We start from the raw sequence: 16,807 nt of genomic DNA on the forward strand, positions 1-16,807 counted from the left end.
TGCGGAGCTGCGCGTGTCCCATCACAAGATCATCATCATCGGTACGGGCCCCGCCGGCTACACGGCGGCCATCTATGCGTCCCGGGCCAACCTGGCCCCCCTGGTCTTCGAGGGGGCCCAGCCCGGCGGCCAGCTCACGATCACCACGGAGGTGGAGAACTACCCGGGCTTTCGCGAAGGCGTCATGGGCCCGGCGCTCATGGACGAGATGCGCGGGCAGGCCGAGCGGTTCGGCACGGTGATCAAGGCCGAGACGGTGCTCAAGGCCGACCTTTCCGCGAGCCCGAAAAAGCTCACCACGGACCAGGGGGCGTACACCTGCGACGCCCTGGTCATCGCCACGGGCGCCTCCGCCAAGTGGATGGGCATCCGCAAGGACGAGGAGCTCAGCCGCACCGGCGGCGGGGTTTCCGCGTGCGCCACCTGCGACGGCTTCTTCTTCCGCGGCAAGGAGATCGCCGTGGTGGGCGGCGGCGACACCGCCCTCGAGGAGGCCACCTTCCTCACGAAGTTCGCCTCCAAGGTCACGCTCATCCACCGCCGGGACAAGCTGCGGGCCTCCAAGGCCATGCAGGAGCGGGCCATGCGCAACGAGAAGATCGCCTTCAAGTGGAACGCGGTCGTGGAGGACATCGTCACGAAGGACCAGGCCCTGCCCACCGGCGAGCTGATCCCCAAGATCGCCGTCCTCAAGCTCAAGGACACCGTGACCGGGGCCCTGGAGGACCTGCCCGTGGAGGGCCTCTTCGTGGCCATCGGGCACCAGCCCAACACCAGCCTCTTCGCCGGGCAGCTGCCCATGAACGAGGCGGGCTACCTGGACGTGGAGGCCGGTTCCACCCGCACCTCCGTCGCGGGCGTCTTCGCCTGCGGCGACGTCCAGGACCACCAGTACCGCCAGGCCGTCACGGCCGCGGGCTCGGGCTGCATGGCCGCCATCGACGCGGAGCGCTGGCTGTCGGAGAACGGCCTGGCCGAGTGAAAGGCATCGAACACCCAACCCCATGGACCTCCTAGCCATCACACGACACCACGGACTGGTCGAAGCGCTGCGTACGGCCTTCGGCGGGACCGGGCATTCGGTGGAGCGGGTCGAGGATCCGCTGGAGGCCCTGGCCCTGGAGGCCTGGAACCGGGCCCGTCTGGTCCTGGTGGATGCCGAGGCGGATCCCATGGACGGGTACCGGCTCTGCAGCCTCCTGCGGGGGGAGTCCCGGATGCTGTTCCGGCACCTGCCGGTCCTGCTGGTGGTGGACCACCTGCCCACCCAGGCCGAACGCGATGCGCTGGCGGCGGTGGACGGCGACGGCTTCGTGGAAGTGGACAGCGGCGTGCACCGGCTCCAGAAGACCCTCGGCCCGCTCCTGGACGGGACCGCCGCCCGCGACGGGGGCGACCCCGTCCCCGCCCTGGCCATGGGGATCCGCCCGGAAACCGCCGGCAGGATGCGGGAAGCGGTGGCCGCCATCGGCCTCGACCTGCGCACCTGCGCGCGCCAGGACCTCGAGCCCGCCCTCGCCGCGCTCCGGCCCCCCATCCTGTTCCTGGGGGTGGATGCCTCGGGGGAGCAGGCCCTGGAGGTCCTCCGGACCCTGGACGGCGCCGCGCAGGCCCCCAGCGTCATCCTGGTGGGCGGCAAGGTGCCCGAAGCCACCCAGTGCAAGCTGCTCGACGCCGGGGCGCGCGACTGGGTCCCCCTGCCCCTGTCCGTGCCCCTCCTGCTCCACGGCTGCCGTTGCGCGCTGGAATGGACCCACCTCAAGCGCCTCAAGCTGGAATACCAGCACCAGCTCCAGGACATGGCCGAGCGCCGCGGCGCCCTGGAGCGGGAGGCCTGCACCCTGCGCAGCGAGGTCCTCACCGATCCCCTCACCGAGCTCCTGAACCGGCGCGCCTTCAGCCAGCACCTGGAGCACGCCGTGAGCCAGTGGGAGCGCAACCGCCGGCCCTTCGTCCTCATCCTGGGGGACCTGGACTACTTCAAGCTCACCAACGACCGCTTCGGGCACCTGGTGGGAGACGCGGTCCTCAAGGCCGTGGGCCAGCGCATCCGCTCCAGCCTGCGCCGCAGCGACCTGGCCTTCCGCATCGGGGGCGAGGAGTTCGCCATCCTGCTCATGGAGACGAGCCTGCGCGCCGGCACCGAGGTGGCGGAAAAGATCCGCGAGCGCATCGAGGCCGCGCCCCTGAAGGTGGAATCCGGCCAGACGGTGTTCCCGACCATGAGCTTCGGCGTAGGCGCGCCGGACGGCGAGGATTCCGGTCGCCTTTTCCTTCGGGTGGACGAAGCGCTGTATCTGGCCAAACACAAGGGCCGAAACCGGGTCGAAGTCATGAGCAATCAGTAGGCAGGAATATCAGGTGCACTTCCGCCTCATCGGGTCTATGTTGGGTTCCCCAAACGAGGAGGCCCCATGCGGAACCGAACCTTGATGGTCCTGGCCGGCCTGCCCTGCCTGATCGCCAACGCCCAAGGCCACACGGCCGCCCAGGCGGAGAACGTCGTCAGGCGAGCCATCGTCTACGCCCAGAAGAACGGCATGGACAAGCTGATCCAGCAGACGAACCAGTCCAACGGCGTATTCCATGTGGGATCGGGAAGCGATCTGTACCTGCTGATCATCGACAGGAAGGGGATCGCCCGGGCCAACGGCTTCAAGGCTGAAATCGTCGGCACCAACCGGCTGGTGGTGAAGGACGTGGACGGGAAGTTCTACATGAGGGACCTGGTGGAACTGGCAAAGACGAAGAACTCGGGCTGGGTGGACTACAAGTTCGCCAACCCCGTCAGCGGGAAGATCGAGCAGAAGAGCACCTACTTCGAGGTGTACGAGGATGTGATGGTGTGCTGCGGAATCTATAAACCCTGATCTTTCCCCGGCGAACCTCGGCCCCTCGGCCGCCTCGGCGATACCTTTCTTTTCATGACGACTTCGGCGCGAAGATCCTCTGCGCCGCAGGGGCTTGAAACAGGATGCATCGCCGAGGTGGCCGAGGAAGGAGCGGGAGCGGGATCCTCTAGTGTAGGCCGCCAGAAGAACAGGTAACACCTTGTCCCCCCCCCTTCGCCTCGGGTCCAGTTCAGGGCTTGGTATTGACGAGTCGCTTGATGCCCCCGTCCTCGAGGGGCCAGTTATGAAAATTGATCAGCAGGCCCACTTCGAAATTTGCAAAGTGGAGGCAGCTATTCAGTTGGGCGAAGTCGGCCTCCGAAAACTTCGCAATGGCCTTCGCCTCGACGACCACCTTGTGGTCCACCACGATATCCATGATGTAGGCATTCTCGACGCACAATTCCTTGTAGGTGATGTCGAGGTGAACCTCGCGTAGGGCCTCGTGTCCGGCCAACCTGAGTTCATGGGCGAGGCAAGCCTTGTAGGCATTTTCCAGGAGTCCAGGCCCCAGAACTATCTGCACCCTGATGGCAGCGAGGATGATGGCTTCGGTGATATCTCGATGGGGATAGTTGTCGCCCCAATCTTCGCCCCAATGCCGACCCATGACTTCCTCCTTCGGGTCAGGAGTGCGCTCAATCACGCCGGGACGTTCAGGCCAGAATTCTTTCCTCGGTATCCTCGGCCTCCTCGGCGCCTCGGCGATGGGCTTTTCGACGGGTGCTTCGGCGCATGTAATCTTTGCGCCGACTGATACTTGAGAAAACCATCGCCGAGGCGCCGAGGAGGCCGAGGATACCGAGGAAAAGAAAAAGGCAGGTTCGCCGTCAACCCTTGGCAGAGGCCGTCCGAATGGCCGCGAGGGCCTGCCGTGCTCGTGTCACCTTGGCGAGGATATCGTTCGCGGACGCGGTCCAAACAAATGGTTTCGGAGCGGCATTGTGTCTCGCGATATAGGTGTGGATCGCTGCTTCGAGTTCCGGGACGGATCTGAAAATACCCCTTCGGATGCGGTTCTCCGTGATGTCCCGGAAAAATCGCTCCACCATGTTCAACCACGATGAACTGGTGGGGGTGAAGTGAACGTGGACCCTCGAATGGCCTTTCAACCAGCTTTTGACCGCCGGATGTTTGTGGGTGGCGTAGTTGTCGCAAATGATGTGCAGAGCGAGTCGCTTCGACGTACCCCGCTCAAGCCGCTTGAGGAACTTCAGCCACTCCTCATGGCGATGACGTGGCATCGTGGCCGAGATCACCGTACCATCCAGCGTGTTCATGGCCGCAAAGAGGGTGGTCGTTCCATTGCGCTTGTAGTCGTGCGTCATGGTGCCGCAGCGACCCTTCTTCATCGGTAGGCCAGGCTGAGTCCGGTCCAGGGCCTGAATCTGGCTCTTCTCATCTACGCTCAGCACGATGGCATGCTCCGGAGGGTCCAGATACAGGGCCACGATGTCCACCAACTTCTCTTCGAAATGAGGATCGTTGCTTAACTTGAAACCAACGGTGCGGTGCGGCTTGAGGCCATTCTGACGCCAAATGCGTCCCACCGTGCTCTCGCTCACCCCGGTGGCCTGCGCCATGGAGGCCCGGCTCCAGTGCGTGGCATTGACGGGCTGTTCCTGCGTCGTCTTATGGAGCACCTCTTGCCCCTTCAAAGCAATCACCCAAGACTTCCGGCCTCGACCTGGGCGTTCCCTCTCGAGGCCATCGAAGCCCGCTTCCTCCCATCGCTTGAGGCATTGCCAAGCAGTCCGATGATCACAGCCCAAAGCCTGGCCGATGTCACGAAAGGACTCGCCAGAAGCTCGATGAAGAACGATCTTGGCCCGCAGGACGCTGCGCGCAGGCAAGGTCCGGCTCCGCGCCATTTCCTCAAGGCGTCTGAATTGCTCCACAGTTAGATCAACTCGCCCCACTTGCGCCAAAGTTCTCACCTGCCGCTTGGATGCGACGAGCTGTATTGGCGTTACAGGTATTTCTGGCGGCCTACACTAGAACGTGTACTTGCCCAGATCCCCCAGGCTGCGCAGCGTGACCACCACGTCCAGCCGGTCCTCCTTCGTCAGCGAACCCGGCACGGTGATGCCGATGTGGGAGAAGCGGAGCGAGTAGGCCACGCAGGGCGTCACGTAGGCCAGGGCCACCTGGCTGCCGGCGAAGGCGCGGCGCTTGAAGTCGTAGTTGGCCTGGAACTCCAGGCGCACGTCGTCGTTCCACAGGCGCTTCAGGCCGCCCAGCTGGATGCCCTTCTGGCGGACCAGGAGGCGGTTGATCCCGGTGGAGTAGTAGGCCAGGTTGAAACGCGTCCCGTCGCCGGCCTTGTAGTCCGCCGAAAGGGACTGGTCCGCGTCGCTGTCGGACACGTCGCTGCTGCGGCGGAAGCTGATGCGCAGGGTCTCGTCGGGCTCCACGTCCAGCTCGTTGTCCAGGGTGGCCCAGCCCTTCTTCACCCGGCCGTCGTTGAGGAGGATCGGGGCCATGTGGAACCTGGAGGAGATGCGCCAGCGCACCAGGTCCAGGAACGGCACGTTGATGCCGGGGCGGCCCAGGAAGTGCTGCTTCACGCCCAGTTCCAGGCTCCGCTCCCCGGCCGCGCTGTTGCCCACCCCGGGCTGGGAGTCCACGTCGTCGAAGTGGGGGATGCGGCCCTCGGCCGACGCCTTGCTGGTGGTGAGGAAGGCGAAATAGGGATTCATGACGTGCTTGATCTCGCCCTTGTACCCGAACAGGCGCACGTCCGTGAAGGATCGTCCGATGGGAGGGCCGGAGAGCTGAAGCCGGGCGGAGCCCAGGACCCGGTCCACGGCGGGGGCGTCCACCTGGAAGGGGCTGGTGGTGATGGCCAGGTTCCCGTTGGCGACGTTGGCGGTGTCGAACAGGGACCGCCCCAGGGACTGCGAGTAGCGGGAGTAGCGCCCAAGGGTCTCGAGGTCCGCCCGCAGGGGCCCCCACTGCCCCACCCGGCCCTGGAGGCGCAGGAAGCCGTCGTCCCTGCGCCAGGCGTAGGTGTCGTTGGGGACGGCGCCGGTGCCGGTGGGGAGGATGTCCAGCTTGTAGGTCATGCGTCCCAGCCGCACGCCGGCGTCCAGGTAGAAGGAACCCAGGGGCACGGGGTACAGGGAGCCCTGGACGCTGGGCAGCACCTGGCGGCGGAGGGAGTTGGGGAAGTTGGGGTTATAGAGGGGCGAGGAGGAGTCGGACGTGAAGTAGGTCAGCTGCTCGGAGGCGTTGAAGGAGAAGCTGGCCCAGGGGAAGTTCCGGCCCAGGTACAGGGCGCTGTCGAAGGGAGTGCCGCCCAGGCGGGCCATGCCCTGGCCGTAGTCGGTCTCCAGGAGGGCGTCGGAGGCCCGGTTGACGTCGGCTGCGAGCTGCCAGCCATCTTCCCGTTGCCAGATCTCCTTCAGGGAGAACCGGTACCGGTGGATGTCGTCGGTCTTCTGCTTGATGAACTGCCCGGCAAAGGAGCCCTGGTGGGTAGGTTCGGGGTTCCAGCGGGCCTCGCCACCCCACAGGGTGCCCTGCCGGGTGAAGTACTCCGGGGACACCGTCACGTCCGCCGAGTCACCCAGCACCTGGTAGTAGGGCACCTGGGTCGAGGCGCCCATGGGGCCCGAGAAGGAGAGGGAGATGGGCAGCAGGCCCGAGGTGCGCTCGGCCTTGGCGGGGTAGATGGCCCAGGGCAGGTAGTAGAAGGTCGGGACGTTGCCCACCCAGATCCAGAGGTTGCGGATGGTGGCGTACTTGTCCAGGTCCACGGTGAGCCGGGACACCAGGGCCTTCCAGCCGGGCTTCTCCTGGGGGCAGGGGCTGAGTTCGACCTTCTCGAAGTCCCAGTGCTTGAGGGTGGTGAAGGCCACCTTGTCCGACTTCAGGTACCAGCTGGGGGGGAGCTCCATGTCCAGGGCCCAGGCCTCGCCCACCTGGTGCTTCCAGTCCATGCGGAGCCGGGCGCAGCGCAGGCGCAGCCCGGGCCCTTCCAGGCGGATGCGCCCCTCGGCCTCGATCTCCCCGGTGAGGGTGCTGTACTTGATGTGGTCGGCCAGCAGGAGCAGGTCGGGGCTGGCCACGGCGCCGTCGTCCATCTCCCAGCCGCCGGGGGTCTCCTTCACGTCCTTGCCCCAGTAGCGCAGGGGCACGGCCCCTTCCCTGGATTCCACGGACTCCTGGGGACGCAGGGGGAGGAGCTCGCCGGGGGTGGGGGCCTGCCAGTCGGGCCCCAGGGGCGGAAGGGGCGGCAGTTGGGCGGCCAGGGGACCCAGCCCCAGGGCCGCCACAAGGCCTATGCGGATCCGCCGCTCACGCGCCATGGTGGTGATGCGGCGCCAGACCCAGCACTACCAGAAAGATGAGGATCCCCACCAGGAGGCTCGCGGTGCTCTTCCAGCCCTTCTCCTTCTGGGCTTCGGGCAGAAGGTCCGAGCAGGCCACGTAGAGGCCGAGGCCCCCGGTCAGACCCAGCACCGGTCCCAGCTTGATGTGCAGGAACTCCTGGCTCATGGAACCCACCAGGGCCGCCATGGCCAGGATGCCCGCGGCGATGATGGACTTCCGGTTGCCGAAGCCCCTCACCAGGAAGATGGAGGAGATCGTGGCCCCTTCGGGGATGCGGTGGAGGAGCACGCCCGTGAACACCATCAGGCCCAGGCCGCTGTGGGTGCGCATGGCGGCGGTGATGGACATGCCGTCCATGAAGCTGTGCAGGCTCAGGCCCACCAGGGCGATGACGCCCGTCATGGCCGAGCCGGAGTGCGTATGGGATTCCTCGCCGTAGTGGAAGTGGGGACTGATGCCGTGCTCGAGCAGGTGGATCAGGAAGAAGCCCGCCACGGCCCACAGGGCCATGGCTTCGCCGCCCTGCTCGACGGCCTCGGGCATGACCCGCACCAGGGTGACGGACATGAGGTAGCCGGCCGCCACGCCGGACATGTGGCGCATGAGGCTGGCCCGGCCCTGGAGGAAACGCACCACCAGCCACCCTCCGAGGAGGGTGGCCAGGGCGGCGATCGGGGCCAGCCAGTAGAGATGGTCGAAGGGCGTCAGGGCGTTACCTCACGATCATTTCTTGCGGGCACGGGGCTTGGGAGCGACGGGGGCCTCGGGCTCGGGGGCGGGCTTGGGCTTGGGAGCGCGCTTGGCGGGCTTGGTGTCCGCCTTGATGGCGACGGCGGGTTCCTCGGCCTTGGGCTCGGCCTTGGGGGCCTTGGCCTTGGCGGGACGGCCCTTCTTGGCGGGAGCGGGAGCCTCGGGCTCGGGTTCCGGCTTGGACTTGAACTTCATCCGGGGGGCCGGGGTGAGGAGGTCGGCCAGCAGGTCGGCGGTCAGGAGCAGGGGGGCGGGCTCGGGTTCGGGCACGGCCACGGGCTCCTCGACGGCCACGGCGGTCTGCGGGGCTTCCACGGCGGCCTCGGGCGCGGCGGCGGCGGGCTTGCGGCCTCCGCGGGAGCGGCGGCGGCCGGCGGGGGCCTTCTCCTCCTCCACGGGTTCGGCGGCGGGGGCACCATCCTCCTCGTCCAGGGGCTTGGCGGCCTCGAAGAGGGCGCGCAGGCGCTCGCGCTCCTCCAGGGCGGCCCGCTGCGCGTCGCGGCGGTCGTACTTGATCTCCGCGTGGGTGGCGGCGGCCACCGGGGCGGGCGCGGCCTCGGGCTCGCGGCGGGGCTCGTTGCGGGGGGCGCGGGCGGGCTTCTTGGGGGCGTCGTCGCCACCCAGCGCCTTGTCGAAGGAAATGGGGCTGTCGCCGCCCAGGACGACGGTCTCCTCGTCCAGGTCGCGGGGGCGCTCGTTGCGGGCGGCCACCTTCTCGGCGGGCTCCTCTTCGGCGCGCTCGATCTCCGCGGCCATCTCCCCGAAGGGGATCTCGGGGTCGGCCACGATGATGATCTTGGAGTCGTGCATGTCCTCCAGCGCGGAGAGGTCCTTGCGCTTCTGGTTCAGCACGGCCAGCGCGATGGAGGGCATGAGCTTGACGCGGATCTCGGCGATGGCGTCCCGGCTGAGGATCGCCTTGATGCGGCGCACCACCGACAGGACCAGGGCCTCGATGCTCTTGACCTTGCCGGTGCCCTGGCAGGTGGGGCAGGCCTCGTGGGTGACGTGCTGCAGGGAGGGGCGCAGGCGCTGGCGGGTCATGACCAGCACGCCGAAGCGGTTGATCTTGCCCACTTCCATGCGGGCCTTGTCCTCTTCCAGGCATTCGACCAGGCGTTCCATGACGGCCCGGTTGTTGCCCTCGCGCTTCATGTCGATGAAGTCGATCACCACCAGGCCGGCGAGGTCGCGCAGGCGGAGCTGGCGGGCGGCCTCCTCGGCGGCCTCCATGTTGGTCTTGAAGGCCATGTCCTCGACGTTGTCGCCGGTGGTCTTGCCGGAGTTCACGTCGATGGCCACGAGGGCCTCGGTCTGGTCGATGGCCAGCGCGCCGCCGGAAGGCAGGGGCACCTTGCGCCCATAGACGCGGTCGATCTGCTCTTCCGTGGAGAACTTGCTGAACAGGGGCTTCTTGCCGATGTAGTGCTTCAGGACCCCCAGGTGCTGGGGCATGGTGCGCTTGAAGAAGCCCTGGGCGGCGTGGAAGGTCTCCAGGTCGTCGATGTGCACTTCCTCGATGTCCTTGGTGAACGCGTCGCGCAGGGTGCGGGTGACGACGTCGTCCTCCTGCCACACGAGCCCCGCGCCCTGGCGGTGCTTGTAGCGGTTCTGGACCTCCTTGTAGGTGTCCAGGAGGTAGTCCAGGTCGCGCTGGAAGTCCTCCTTGGTGACCCCGAGGCTGGCGGTGCGCACGATGACGCCGAAGCTGCGGGGGATCTCCAGCTCGTCGATGAGCTTCTTGAAGTGCTCGCGCTCCTCCCGGCTCTCGATCTTGCGGCTGATGCCGTTGGTGGGGTTGCCCGGGGTGAGGACCAGGTAGCGGCCCGGCAGGGAGATCTGGGCGGTCATCATGGCGCCCTTGGAGCCCAGTTCCTCGCGCACGGCCTGGACCATGATCTCCTGGTCCCGGTTCAGCAGGTCCTGGATGCGGCCCCGGCGGCCGTCGGGGCTCACCAGGTCCTTGGGCAGCTCGCCGATGGGCAGGAAGCCGTTCTTCTGGCCGCCGTAGTGGATGAAGGCGGCCTGGAGGCTCTGGTCCACGCGCACGACCTTGGCCTTGTAGATGTTTCCCTTGATCTTCTCGTTGTGGACGAACTCGATGTCGAAGTCCGACAGCACGCCGTCCACGAGGGTGGCCACACGGATCTCCTCCGAGTCCGTGGCATTGATAAGCATTGTTTTTCTGGGCAAAACGATCTCCTTGGAATAGACCCTCGGCCGTTCAGGGGCAGGAGGTCTTCACGATTGGGTTGTGGATGGGGTTCTGAGAATGGTTCGATTGGGATGGGATTGGGGGGTCTCGATTCCTTAAGACCGTCCCGGATAGGGATTTACCAAAGTGACGCGCTGGCTCCGGCCCGCTTTGGCTAGGGGCATTGTCCCATCGCCGGGGCCCAAGGGCAAGAGGACATCAGGTAAATTCCCCAAAATATTCGCTTTGGAGGCCGAAGTTAAAAATTGTGGCCGGTTACACGGAAGTAACATGCGTGTCTCAACATGGTTGAACCCGTGGAGGATGCTGAATGACGTTGCCCAAGGAGCATCCCATGAAGAACATCCTGAGTCTGGCCGTCGTCCTCGCGATGGGGGGGACCCTTTCCGCCCAGGCGGTCGTGAAGGTGGACCCCAAGCTGCAGGCCTACAAGAAGGTCGCGGGCGTGACCGGCACCCTCAACTCGGTCGGCAGCGACAGCCTGAACAACTGCATGACCTACTGGGTCGAGGCCTTCAAGGGCAGCTACCCCGGCGTGAAGATCCAGGTGGAAGGCAAGGGCTCGGGCACCGCCCCTCCGGCCCTCATCTCCGGCACCTCCCAGATCGGCCCCATGAGCCGGGAGATGAAGGCCGGCGAGATCGACCAGTTCGAAAAGAAGTTCGGCTACAAGCCCACCCGCATCTCCGTGGCCCTGGACACCCTCGGGGTCTTCGTCCACAAGGACAACAAGATCAAGTCCCTGTCCGTCAAGGAGCTGGACGGCATCTTCTCCAAGACCCGCAAGTCCGGCGTGGAGGACATCTCCGCCTGGTCCAAGCTCGGACTGAAGGGCGAGTGGGCCTCCAAGCCCATCTCCATCTACGGCCGCAACAGCGCCTCGGGCACCTACGGCTTCTTCAAGGAGCACGTGCTGGGCAACGGCGACTACAAGGACACCGTCAAGGAGCAGCCCGGCTCCAGCTCCGTGGTGCAGAGCGTGGGCACCGACAAGTTCGCCATCGGCTACTCGGGCATCGGCTACAAGACCTCCGAGGTGCGCGCCGTGCCCCTTTCCAACCCCGCCAAGAACGGCGGCAAGGCCTTCGAGGCCACCTACGAGAACGCGCTCAACGGCAACTACCCCCTGGCCCGCGCCCTCTACATCTATGTGAACATGGATCCCAGGAAGGGCCTGGATCCGCTGGTCAAGCAGTTCATCACCTTCATTCTCAGCAAGGAAGGCCAGGGCGTGGTCATCAAGGACGGCTACTACCCCCTCCCCAAGAAGATGGTCGACGAGCAGCTCAAGAACCTCAAGTAGCCGAAGGGAACAGCCCAGCATGCGCAGCGCTTCCTCCATCCTGAACAGGGCCAAGCGCCTGGACCGGGTCATGGACTGGGTCATCACCCTGGGGGGGATGACCATCATCGCCGCCGTGCTGGGCATCCTCGTCTTCATCGGCAAGGAGGCCTACCCCATCTTCCGCGCGCCCCGGGTCCAGGAACATGCCCCGGGGCGCCTGCCCGCGTCCGCGTCCCTGTTCGCGGACGAAAGCGGCGAGGGGATCCTGACCGCGGATCCCGCCGCCGGGATCCGCGCCTTCGCCAAGGGACGGGAAGTGCCGGTCCCCTCCGGGGGCCCCGCCCTGCCCTGGCTTTCCCACACCCCCATCAACGCCCAGGGGGCCCTGGCCGCCCTGGGTTCCGACGGCCGCATCGCCTTCGGCGCGCTCGGCTGGGTCAAGCCCGCCGAGGACAGGGACCCCGCCAGCTGGAGCCCGGCCGTGGAGTGGAAGGGGCTCCAGCCCGCCCGCGGCATCACGGCCCTGCTGCACACCCGCGAGATGCCGGCCTCGGGAATCGCGCCTGCGGCCACCTGGCGCATCGCGGCCCGTGACGGCCAGGGCCGGCTCGTGTGGGCCGAGGTTTCCGGGGACGCGGCCGCGCCGGCCGCCTGGAAGCCGGTGCCCCTGGAGGGCCCGGCGACCTGCGCGAAGTGGAGCGCCGACGGCGCCATGCTCTTCGCCGGAACCCCGCAGGGCGGGGTTCTCGCTTTCAGCGTCGGGGACGAGACGGCCCTGGCGGCCTCGGGCTCCCTCGGGGAGCCGGTCACGGCCCTGGGCTTCGACCTGGGGCGGGCCGCCCTGCTGGTGGGCGGGGAGAAGGGCTCCCTGGCCGCGTTCCAGGTGCTCAACCGGGACGGTTCCACCACCCTTCAGGAATTCCACCGGTTCAAGCCCATGGCGGGGGCCGTGAAGGGGTTCATGGCGGGGCAGCGGGACAAGCGGTTCCTGGCGTGGTCCGCGGGCATGGTGGCCGTGGACCACCTCACCACGGAGAACAGGCTCTTCGAGGCCCGGGGCGGCGAAATCCGGTCCGGCGCCCTCACGGCCCGGGGCGACCTGATCCTCGCCGCGGACGCGTCCGGGGGCCTGCGCTCCTGGACCCTGGATGCCCCGCACCCGGAGATCAGCATGCGCACCCTCTGGGGCAAGGTGCACTACGAGAGCTACCCGAAGGCCGAGTACGTCTGGCAGAGCAGCGGCGGGTCCGACGACTCCGAACCCAAGCTCAGCCTGATGCCGCTGCTCTTCGGCACCCTCAAGGGCACGCTCTACGCCATGATCTTCGCCCTGCCCCTGGCCATCCTGGGGGCCCTCTACACCAGCCAGTTCGCCTCGCCCAGGCTCAGGGACACCATCAAGCCCCTCATCGAGATCATGGCCGCCCTGCCCTCCGTGGTGCTGGGCTTCCTGGCCGGGCTGGTGCTGGCGCCCCTCTTCGAGCGCTCGGCGGTCATGGTCCTGATCCTGCCGGGGGTCACGCTGCTGCTGGCCCTGGCCGTCTTCCCGGCCTGGAGCCGCCTGCCCCGGCGCATCCGCCTGGGCTGGGGCACGGGGTGGGAAGTGCTCTGGGTCATCCCCCTCCTGCTGACGGGCCTCGCCCTGGCCACCTGGCTGGGGCCGCGCTTCGAGCGGATCTTCATGGGGGGCGACTACCGCAACTGGCTGCTGGCGGCCCACGGCGTCACCTACGACGTGCGCAACAGCCTCGTGGTGGGCTTCGCCATGGGGTTCGCCGTGATCCCCATCATCTTCACCATCAGCGAGGACGCGCTCAGCGCCGTGCCCAAGTCCCTCACCTCGGCAAGCCTCGCCTGCGGCGCCAGCCCCTGGCAGACCGCGTGGCGCGTGGTCCTGCCCACCGCCAGCCCCGGGATCTTCTCCGCGGTCATGGTGGGCCTGGGCCGGGCCATCGGCGAGACCATGATCGTGCTCATGGCCACGGGCAACACCCCGGTGATGGAGTGGAGCCCCTTCAACGGCATGCGCACCCTGGCGGCCAACATCGCGGTGGAGACGCCCGAGGCCCCGGTGCACGGCAGCCTCTACCGGCTCCTCTTCTTCACCGCCGCCCTCCTGTTCTGCCTGACCTTCCTCCTCAACACCGCCGCCGAGCTGGTCCGCCAGCATCTGCGCAAGCGCTACGAGTCCTTCTGATGACGAACCTTCGCGAATGGTGGCGCCGGGGCAGCGCCCTGATCTGGTTCTCCGGGGCCACCCTGGCCTTCTCCCTGCTGATGATCTTCGGGCTGGTGGGCTACATCGGGGCCAAGGGCCTGGGGTTCTTCTGGCCCGGGCCCATCGTGGCGGCGGCGACCGCCCAGGGCCCGATCCTGGGCGAGATCACCGGCCAGGAGCCCGACAAGGTCCAGTTCCACGTGGGCAACCGGGACCTGTTCGGCCAGGACTACCGCTGGGTGCCCCGCGCCGAGCTGGGCCCCTTGACGGCCCCCGCCGACGCCGTGGTGGTGGAGCGGCTGGAATACGGCCCCTTCTACGGCCGGGTCAGGAGCCTCGAGAAGGACGGGCAGGCCCTTCCCGGCGACCCCATGCAGAACCTCGACCGCCTCCGGCCCGCGGCCCTGGCCCTGAGCCGGCACATCCGGAGCCTGGACAAGTCCGAGATCGGCGGCCTCAACCGCCGGATGGAGGACCTGCGCCTGGAGATGAAGCGCAAGCCGGGCCTGGAGGCCCGCATGCAGGCCCTCCAGGCCCAGTACGACGCCGCCGAGGCCCGCCTCGACCTCCTGCGCGCCCAGGCCGCCGCCGTCACCGTGACCCTGGAGGCCGTGGACGGCCAGACCAAGACCCTCCCCCTGGCCTCCGTGGTGCGGGTCGTGCCGTCCAACGCCCTGGGCGTGCTGGGCAAGACCGGCGCCTACCTGTCCCGCCTCTGGGAGTTCGTGGCCGACGATCCCCGGGAGTCCAACACCGAGGGGGGCATCTTCCCGGCCATCTTCGGCACCGTGATGATGGTGCTCCTCATGTCCATCCTCGTGGTCCCCCTGGGCGTGATGGCGGCCCTCTACATGCGGGAGTACGCATCGCAGGGCTGGATCCTGCGGACCCTGCGCATCGCCGTGAACAACCTGGCCGGCGTGCCCTCCATCGTCTTCGGCGTGTTCGGGCTGGGGTTCTTCGTCTACTTCGTGGGCGGCGGCATCGACCGGCTCTTCTTCGCCGAGAAGCTGCCCACCCCCACCTTCGGCACCGGCGGCATCCTCTGGGCCGCCCTCACCCTGGCCCTCCTGACGGTGCCGGTGGTGATCGTGGCCACGGAGGAGGCCCTGGCGGCCGTCCCCCGCAGCCAGCGGGAGGCGAGCCTCGCCCTGGGGGCGACGCGCTGGCAGACCCTCTGGAACGTGGTCATCCCGGGGGCCATGCCGGGGATCCTCACGGGCCTCATCCTGGCCATGGCGCGGGGCGCAGGCGAAGTGGCGCCGCTCATGCTCACGGGCGTGGTGAAGCTGGCCCCCTCCATGCCCCTGGACGGCACCTTCCCCTTCCTGCACCTGGACCGCAAGTTCATGCACCTGGGCTTCCACATCTACGATGTGGGCTTCCAGAGCCCCAACAGCGAGGCCGCCAAGCCCATGGTGTTCATGACCGCACTGCTGCTGCTCCTGGTGGTGGTGGTACTCAACCTGTTCGCCCTTCGCCTGCGCAGCCGACTGCGGGCGAGAATGGGCGGAGGAGCCTTCTGATGCCCGCCGGAGAAGCCATGACGGAATTCGATTCCCACCCAGCCGTGCCGGAGCCCGTGCCCGCCCGCCCGGAAACCCAGCCGCCGGCTCCCCCGGTCACGGCCCGCAAGACCGACGTCCCCCTCACGGACTCAGCGGTCCTGGACGCCAAGGCCCTGCTTCACATCGAGGACGTGAGCCTCTTCTACGGCCCCAAGCAGGCCCTGTTCAACATCGACCTGGAGGTGCGCGAGCACTCGGTCATGAGCCTCATCGGGCCTTCGGGCTGCGGCAAGAGCACCCTCCTGCGGTGCATCAACCGCATGAACGACCTCATCGGCAACGTGCGCATCCAGGGCAGCGTCAAGGTGGGCGAGGACGACATCTACGCCCCGGGCGTGGACGTCATCAGCCTGCGAAAGCGCATGGGCATGGTGTTCCAGAAGTCCAACCCCTTCCCCAAGAGCATCTACGAAAACGTGGCCTACGGGCTGCGCATCCAGGGGGTCAAGGACCGGACCGTCCTGGACGAGGCGGTGGAGCGCAGCCTCATCGCCTCCGGGCTCTGGGACGAAGTGAAGGACCGGCTCAAGGAGAGCGGCCTGGGGCTTTCCGGCGGCCAGCAGCAGCGCCTGTGCATCGCCCGGGCCATGGCCGTCCAGCCCGAGGTGCTCCTCATGGACGAACCCTGCTCGGCGCTCGATCCCCTGGCCACCAGCCGCATCGAGGAACTGATCTTCGAGCTCAAGCGGGACTACACCATCGTCATCGTGACCCACAACATGCAGCAGGCCGCCCGCGTAAGCGACTTTACGGCGTTCTTCTGGATGGGTAAGCTCATCGAGACCGGGCTTACGGAAATGCTGTTCACCAATCCGAGGGTGCGGATGACCGAGGATTACATCAGCGGGAGATTCGGTTAATGGCGCGCCACTTCGACAACGAGCTCAGGGATCTCAAGTTCAGCCTCCTGGCCATGGCCGGGCAGGTGGAGGAGATGATCCTCCTCACTCATAATTCCCTCATGGAGCGCAACGACGGCGACGCCCGCCGGGTCAACGACCTGGACAAGGGCGTCGACGAGCTGGAGCTGCGCCTGGACCAGGCCTGCATCGACCTGCTGGCCCTGAGGGCGCCCTTCGCCTCGGACCTGCGGCTCATCGCCTCCACGCTCAAGATCGTGCCGGAGCTGGAGCGCATCGGCGACCACTGCACCAACATCGCCAGGCGGGCCCTCATCCTGAACCCCCTGCTCCCCCTGGACCTGGGCGACTCGTTGCGCCGGCTCGGGGAGGAGACCCTCTCCATGGTCCGCCGGGCCGTGGACGCCTTCGTGAACGGCGACGCGGAGCTGGCCAGGGCCGTCATCGCCTCGGACGATTCCGTGGACGCGCTCTACGTGCAGATCAACCGGGAGCTGCTGCGCCTCATGCTGGCCGATCCCCTGACCATCGAGCGGGCCAGCCACCTCATCATCGTCATCAAGAACTGGGAGCGCATCGCCGACCAGGCCACCAACATCGCCGAGGAGGTCCTCTTCATCATCGGCGGCGTCAGCGTGAAGCACCCCTACCTGCAGACCCCCCCCGAAGGCTGACCGGAGTCCCG

At 67.3% G+C, this 16,807-nt stretch carries 13 protein-coding genes; 8 read left to right on the forward strand and 5 right to left on the reverse strand.

Annotation, left to right across the window (positions count from 1 at the left end; all coding sequences use genetic code 11):
• The first annotated feature begins 7 nt into the window (after window positions 1-7).
• The 3 genes from trxB (at window position 8) to ACZ5MC_RS11845 (ending at window position 2,870) form a co-directional block, all read left to right on the forward strand.
• Window positions 8-982, forward strand: coding sequence for a thioredoxin-disulfide reductase (gene trxB, locus ACZ5MC_RS11835; RefSeq protein WP_373432561.1), 975 nt, complete (start codon window positions 8-10; stop codon window positions 980-982).
• Between the two features lie 22 nt (window positions 983-1,004).
• Complete coding sequence (locus ACZ5MC_RS11840; RefSeq protein ID WP_464515906.1) at window positions 1,005-2,348, forward strand: sensor domain-containing diguanylate cyclase; 1,344 nt, start codon at window positions 1,005-1,007, stop codon at window positions 2,346-2,348.
• 66 nt (window positions 2,349-2,414) lie between these two features.
• A complete protein-coding gene (locus ACZ5MC_RS11845) occupies window positions 2,415-2,870 on the forward strand; it encodes a cache domain-containing protein (RefSeq protein ID WP_306600634.1) in 456 nt (151 codons plus the stop codon).
• 211 nt (window positions 2,871-3,081) lie between these two features.
• Here ACZ5MC_RS11845 and ACZ5MC_RS11850 read toward each other — a convergent pair whose 3' ends face one another.
• The 5 genes from ACZ5MC_RS11850 to ACZ5MC_RS11870 form a co-directional block, all read right to left on the reverse strand.
• On the reverse strand, window positions 3,082-3,501 hold the full coding sequence (locus ACZ5MC_RS11850; protein WP_306597912.1) for a GxxExxY protein: 420 nt from the start codon (window positions 3,499-3,501) through the stop codon (window positions 3,082-3,084).
• A gap of 220 nt (window positions 3,502-3,721) precedes the next feature.
• The gene (locus tag ACZ5MC_RS11855; protein ID WP_306597910.1) at window positions 3,722-4,762 is read right to left on the reverse strand and encodes an IS630 family transposase; all 1,041 of its coding nucleotides are present in this window, start codon (window positions 4,760-4,762) and stop codon (window positions 3,722-3,724) included.
• A gap of 123 nt (window positions 4,763-4,885) precedes the next feature.
• Window positions 4,886-7,201, reverse strand: coding sequence for an LPS-assembly protein LptD (locus ACZ5MC_RS11860; RefSeq protein WP_464515907.1), 2,316 nt, complete (start codon window positions 7,199-7,201; stop codon window positions 4,886-4,888).
• Entirely contained in the window at window positions 7,191-7,862 is a 672-nt protein-coding gene (locus tag ACZ5MC_RS11865) for a ZIP family metal transporter (RefSeq protein ID WP_306600636.1), read from the reverse strand. The genes ACZ5MC_RS11860 and ACZ5MC_RS11865 overlap by 11 nt, the downstream gene beginning before the upstream one ends.
• 87 nt (window positions 7,863-7,949) lie before the next feature.
• Window positions 7,950-10,118: an Rne/Rng family ribonuclease gene (locus ACZ5MC_RS11870; protein WP_306600637.1), complete on the reverse strand. Its 2,169-nt coding sequence runs from the start codon at window positions 10,116-10,118 to the stop codon at window positions 7,950-7,952.
• Window positions 10,119-10,501: 383 nt separating this feature from the next.
• Between ACZ5MC_RS11870 and ACZ5MC_RS11875 the strand changes: the two genes are divergently transcribed.
• Genes ACZ5MC_RS11875 through phoU form a run of 5 tightly spaced genes read left to right on the forward strand, consistent with a single transcriptional unit; the run spans window position 10,502 to window position 16,796 of the window.
• The gene (locus ACZ5MC_RS11875; protein WP_306600638.1) at window positions 10,502-11,494 is read left to right on the forward strand and encodes a PstS family phosphate ABC transporter substrate-binding protein; all 993 of its coding nucleotides are present in this window, start codon (window positions 10,502-10,504) and stop codon (window positions 11,492-11,494) included.
• 19 nt (window positions 11,495-11,513) lie between these two features.
• Window positions 11,514-13,673 carry an ABC transporter permease subunit gene (locus ACZ5MC_RS11880; protein ID WP_464515908.1) on the forward strand — a complete coding sequence of 720 codons (2,160 nt, stop codon included), beginning with the start codon at window positions 11,514-11,516 and terminating at the stop codon, window positions 13,671-13,673.
• Window positions 13,673-15,220, forward strand: a complete 1,548-nt coding sequence (pstA, locus tag ACZ5MC_RS11885) for a phosphate ABC transporter permease PstA (protein WP_464515909.1) — start codon at window positions 13,673-13,675, stop codon at window positions 15,218-15,220. Before ACZ5MC_RS11880 ends, pstA begins: the two co-directional genes overlap by 1 nt.
• Window positions 15,220-16,122 (forward strand): phosphate ABC transporter ATP-binding protein PstB, encoded by a 903-nt coding sequence (pstB, locus tag ACZ5MC_RS11890; RefSeq protein WP_306600641.1) that lies wholly within the window; start codon window positions 15,220-15,222, stop codon window positions 16,120-16,122. The genes pstA and pstB overlap by 1 nt, the downstream gene beginning before the upstream one ends.
• A complete protein-coding gene (gene phoU, locus ACZ5MC_RS11895) occupies window positions 16,122-16,796 on the forward strand; it encodes a phosphate signaling complex protein PhoU (RefSeq protein WP_306600642.1) in 675 nt (224 codons plus the stop codon). The genes pstB and phoU overlap by 1 nt, the downstream gene beginning before the upstream one ends.
• Window positions 16,797-16,807: the final 11 nt, after the last annotated feature.

Source organism: Mesoterricola sp. JemC181 (genome assembly GCF_055384585.1).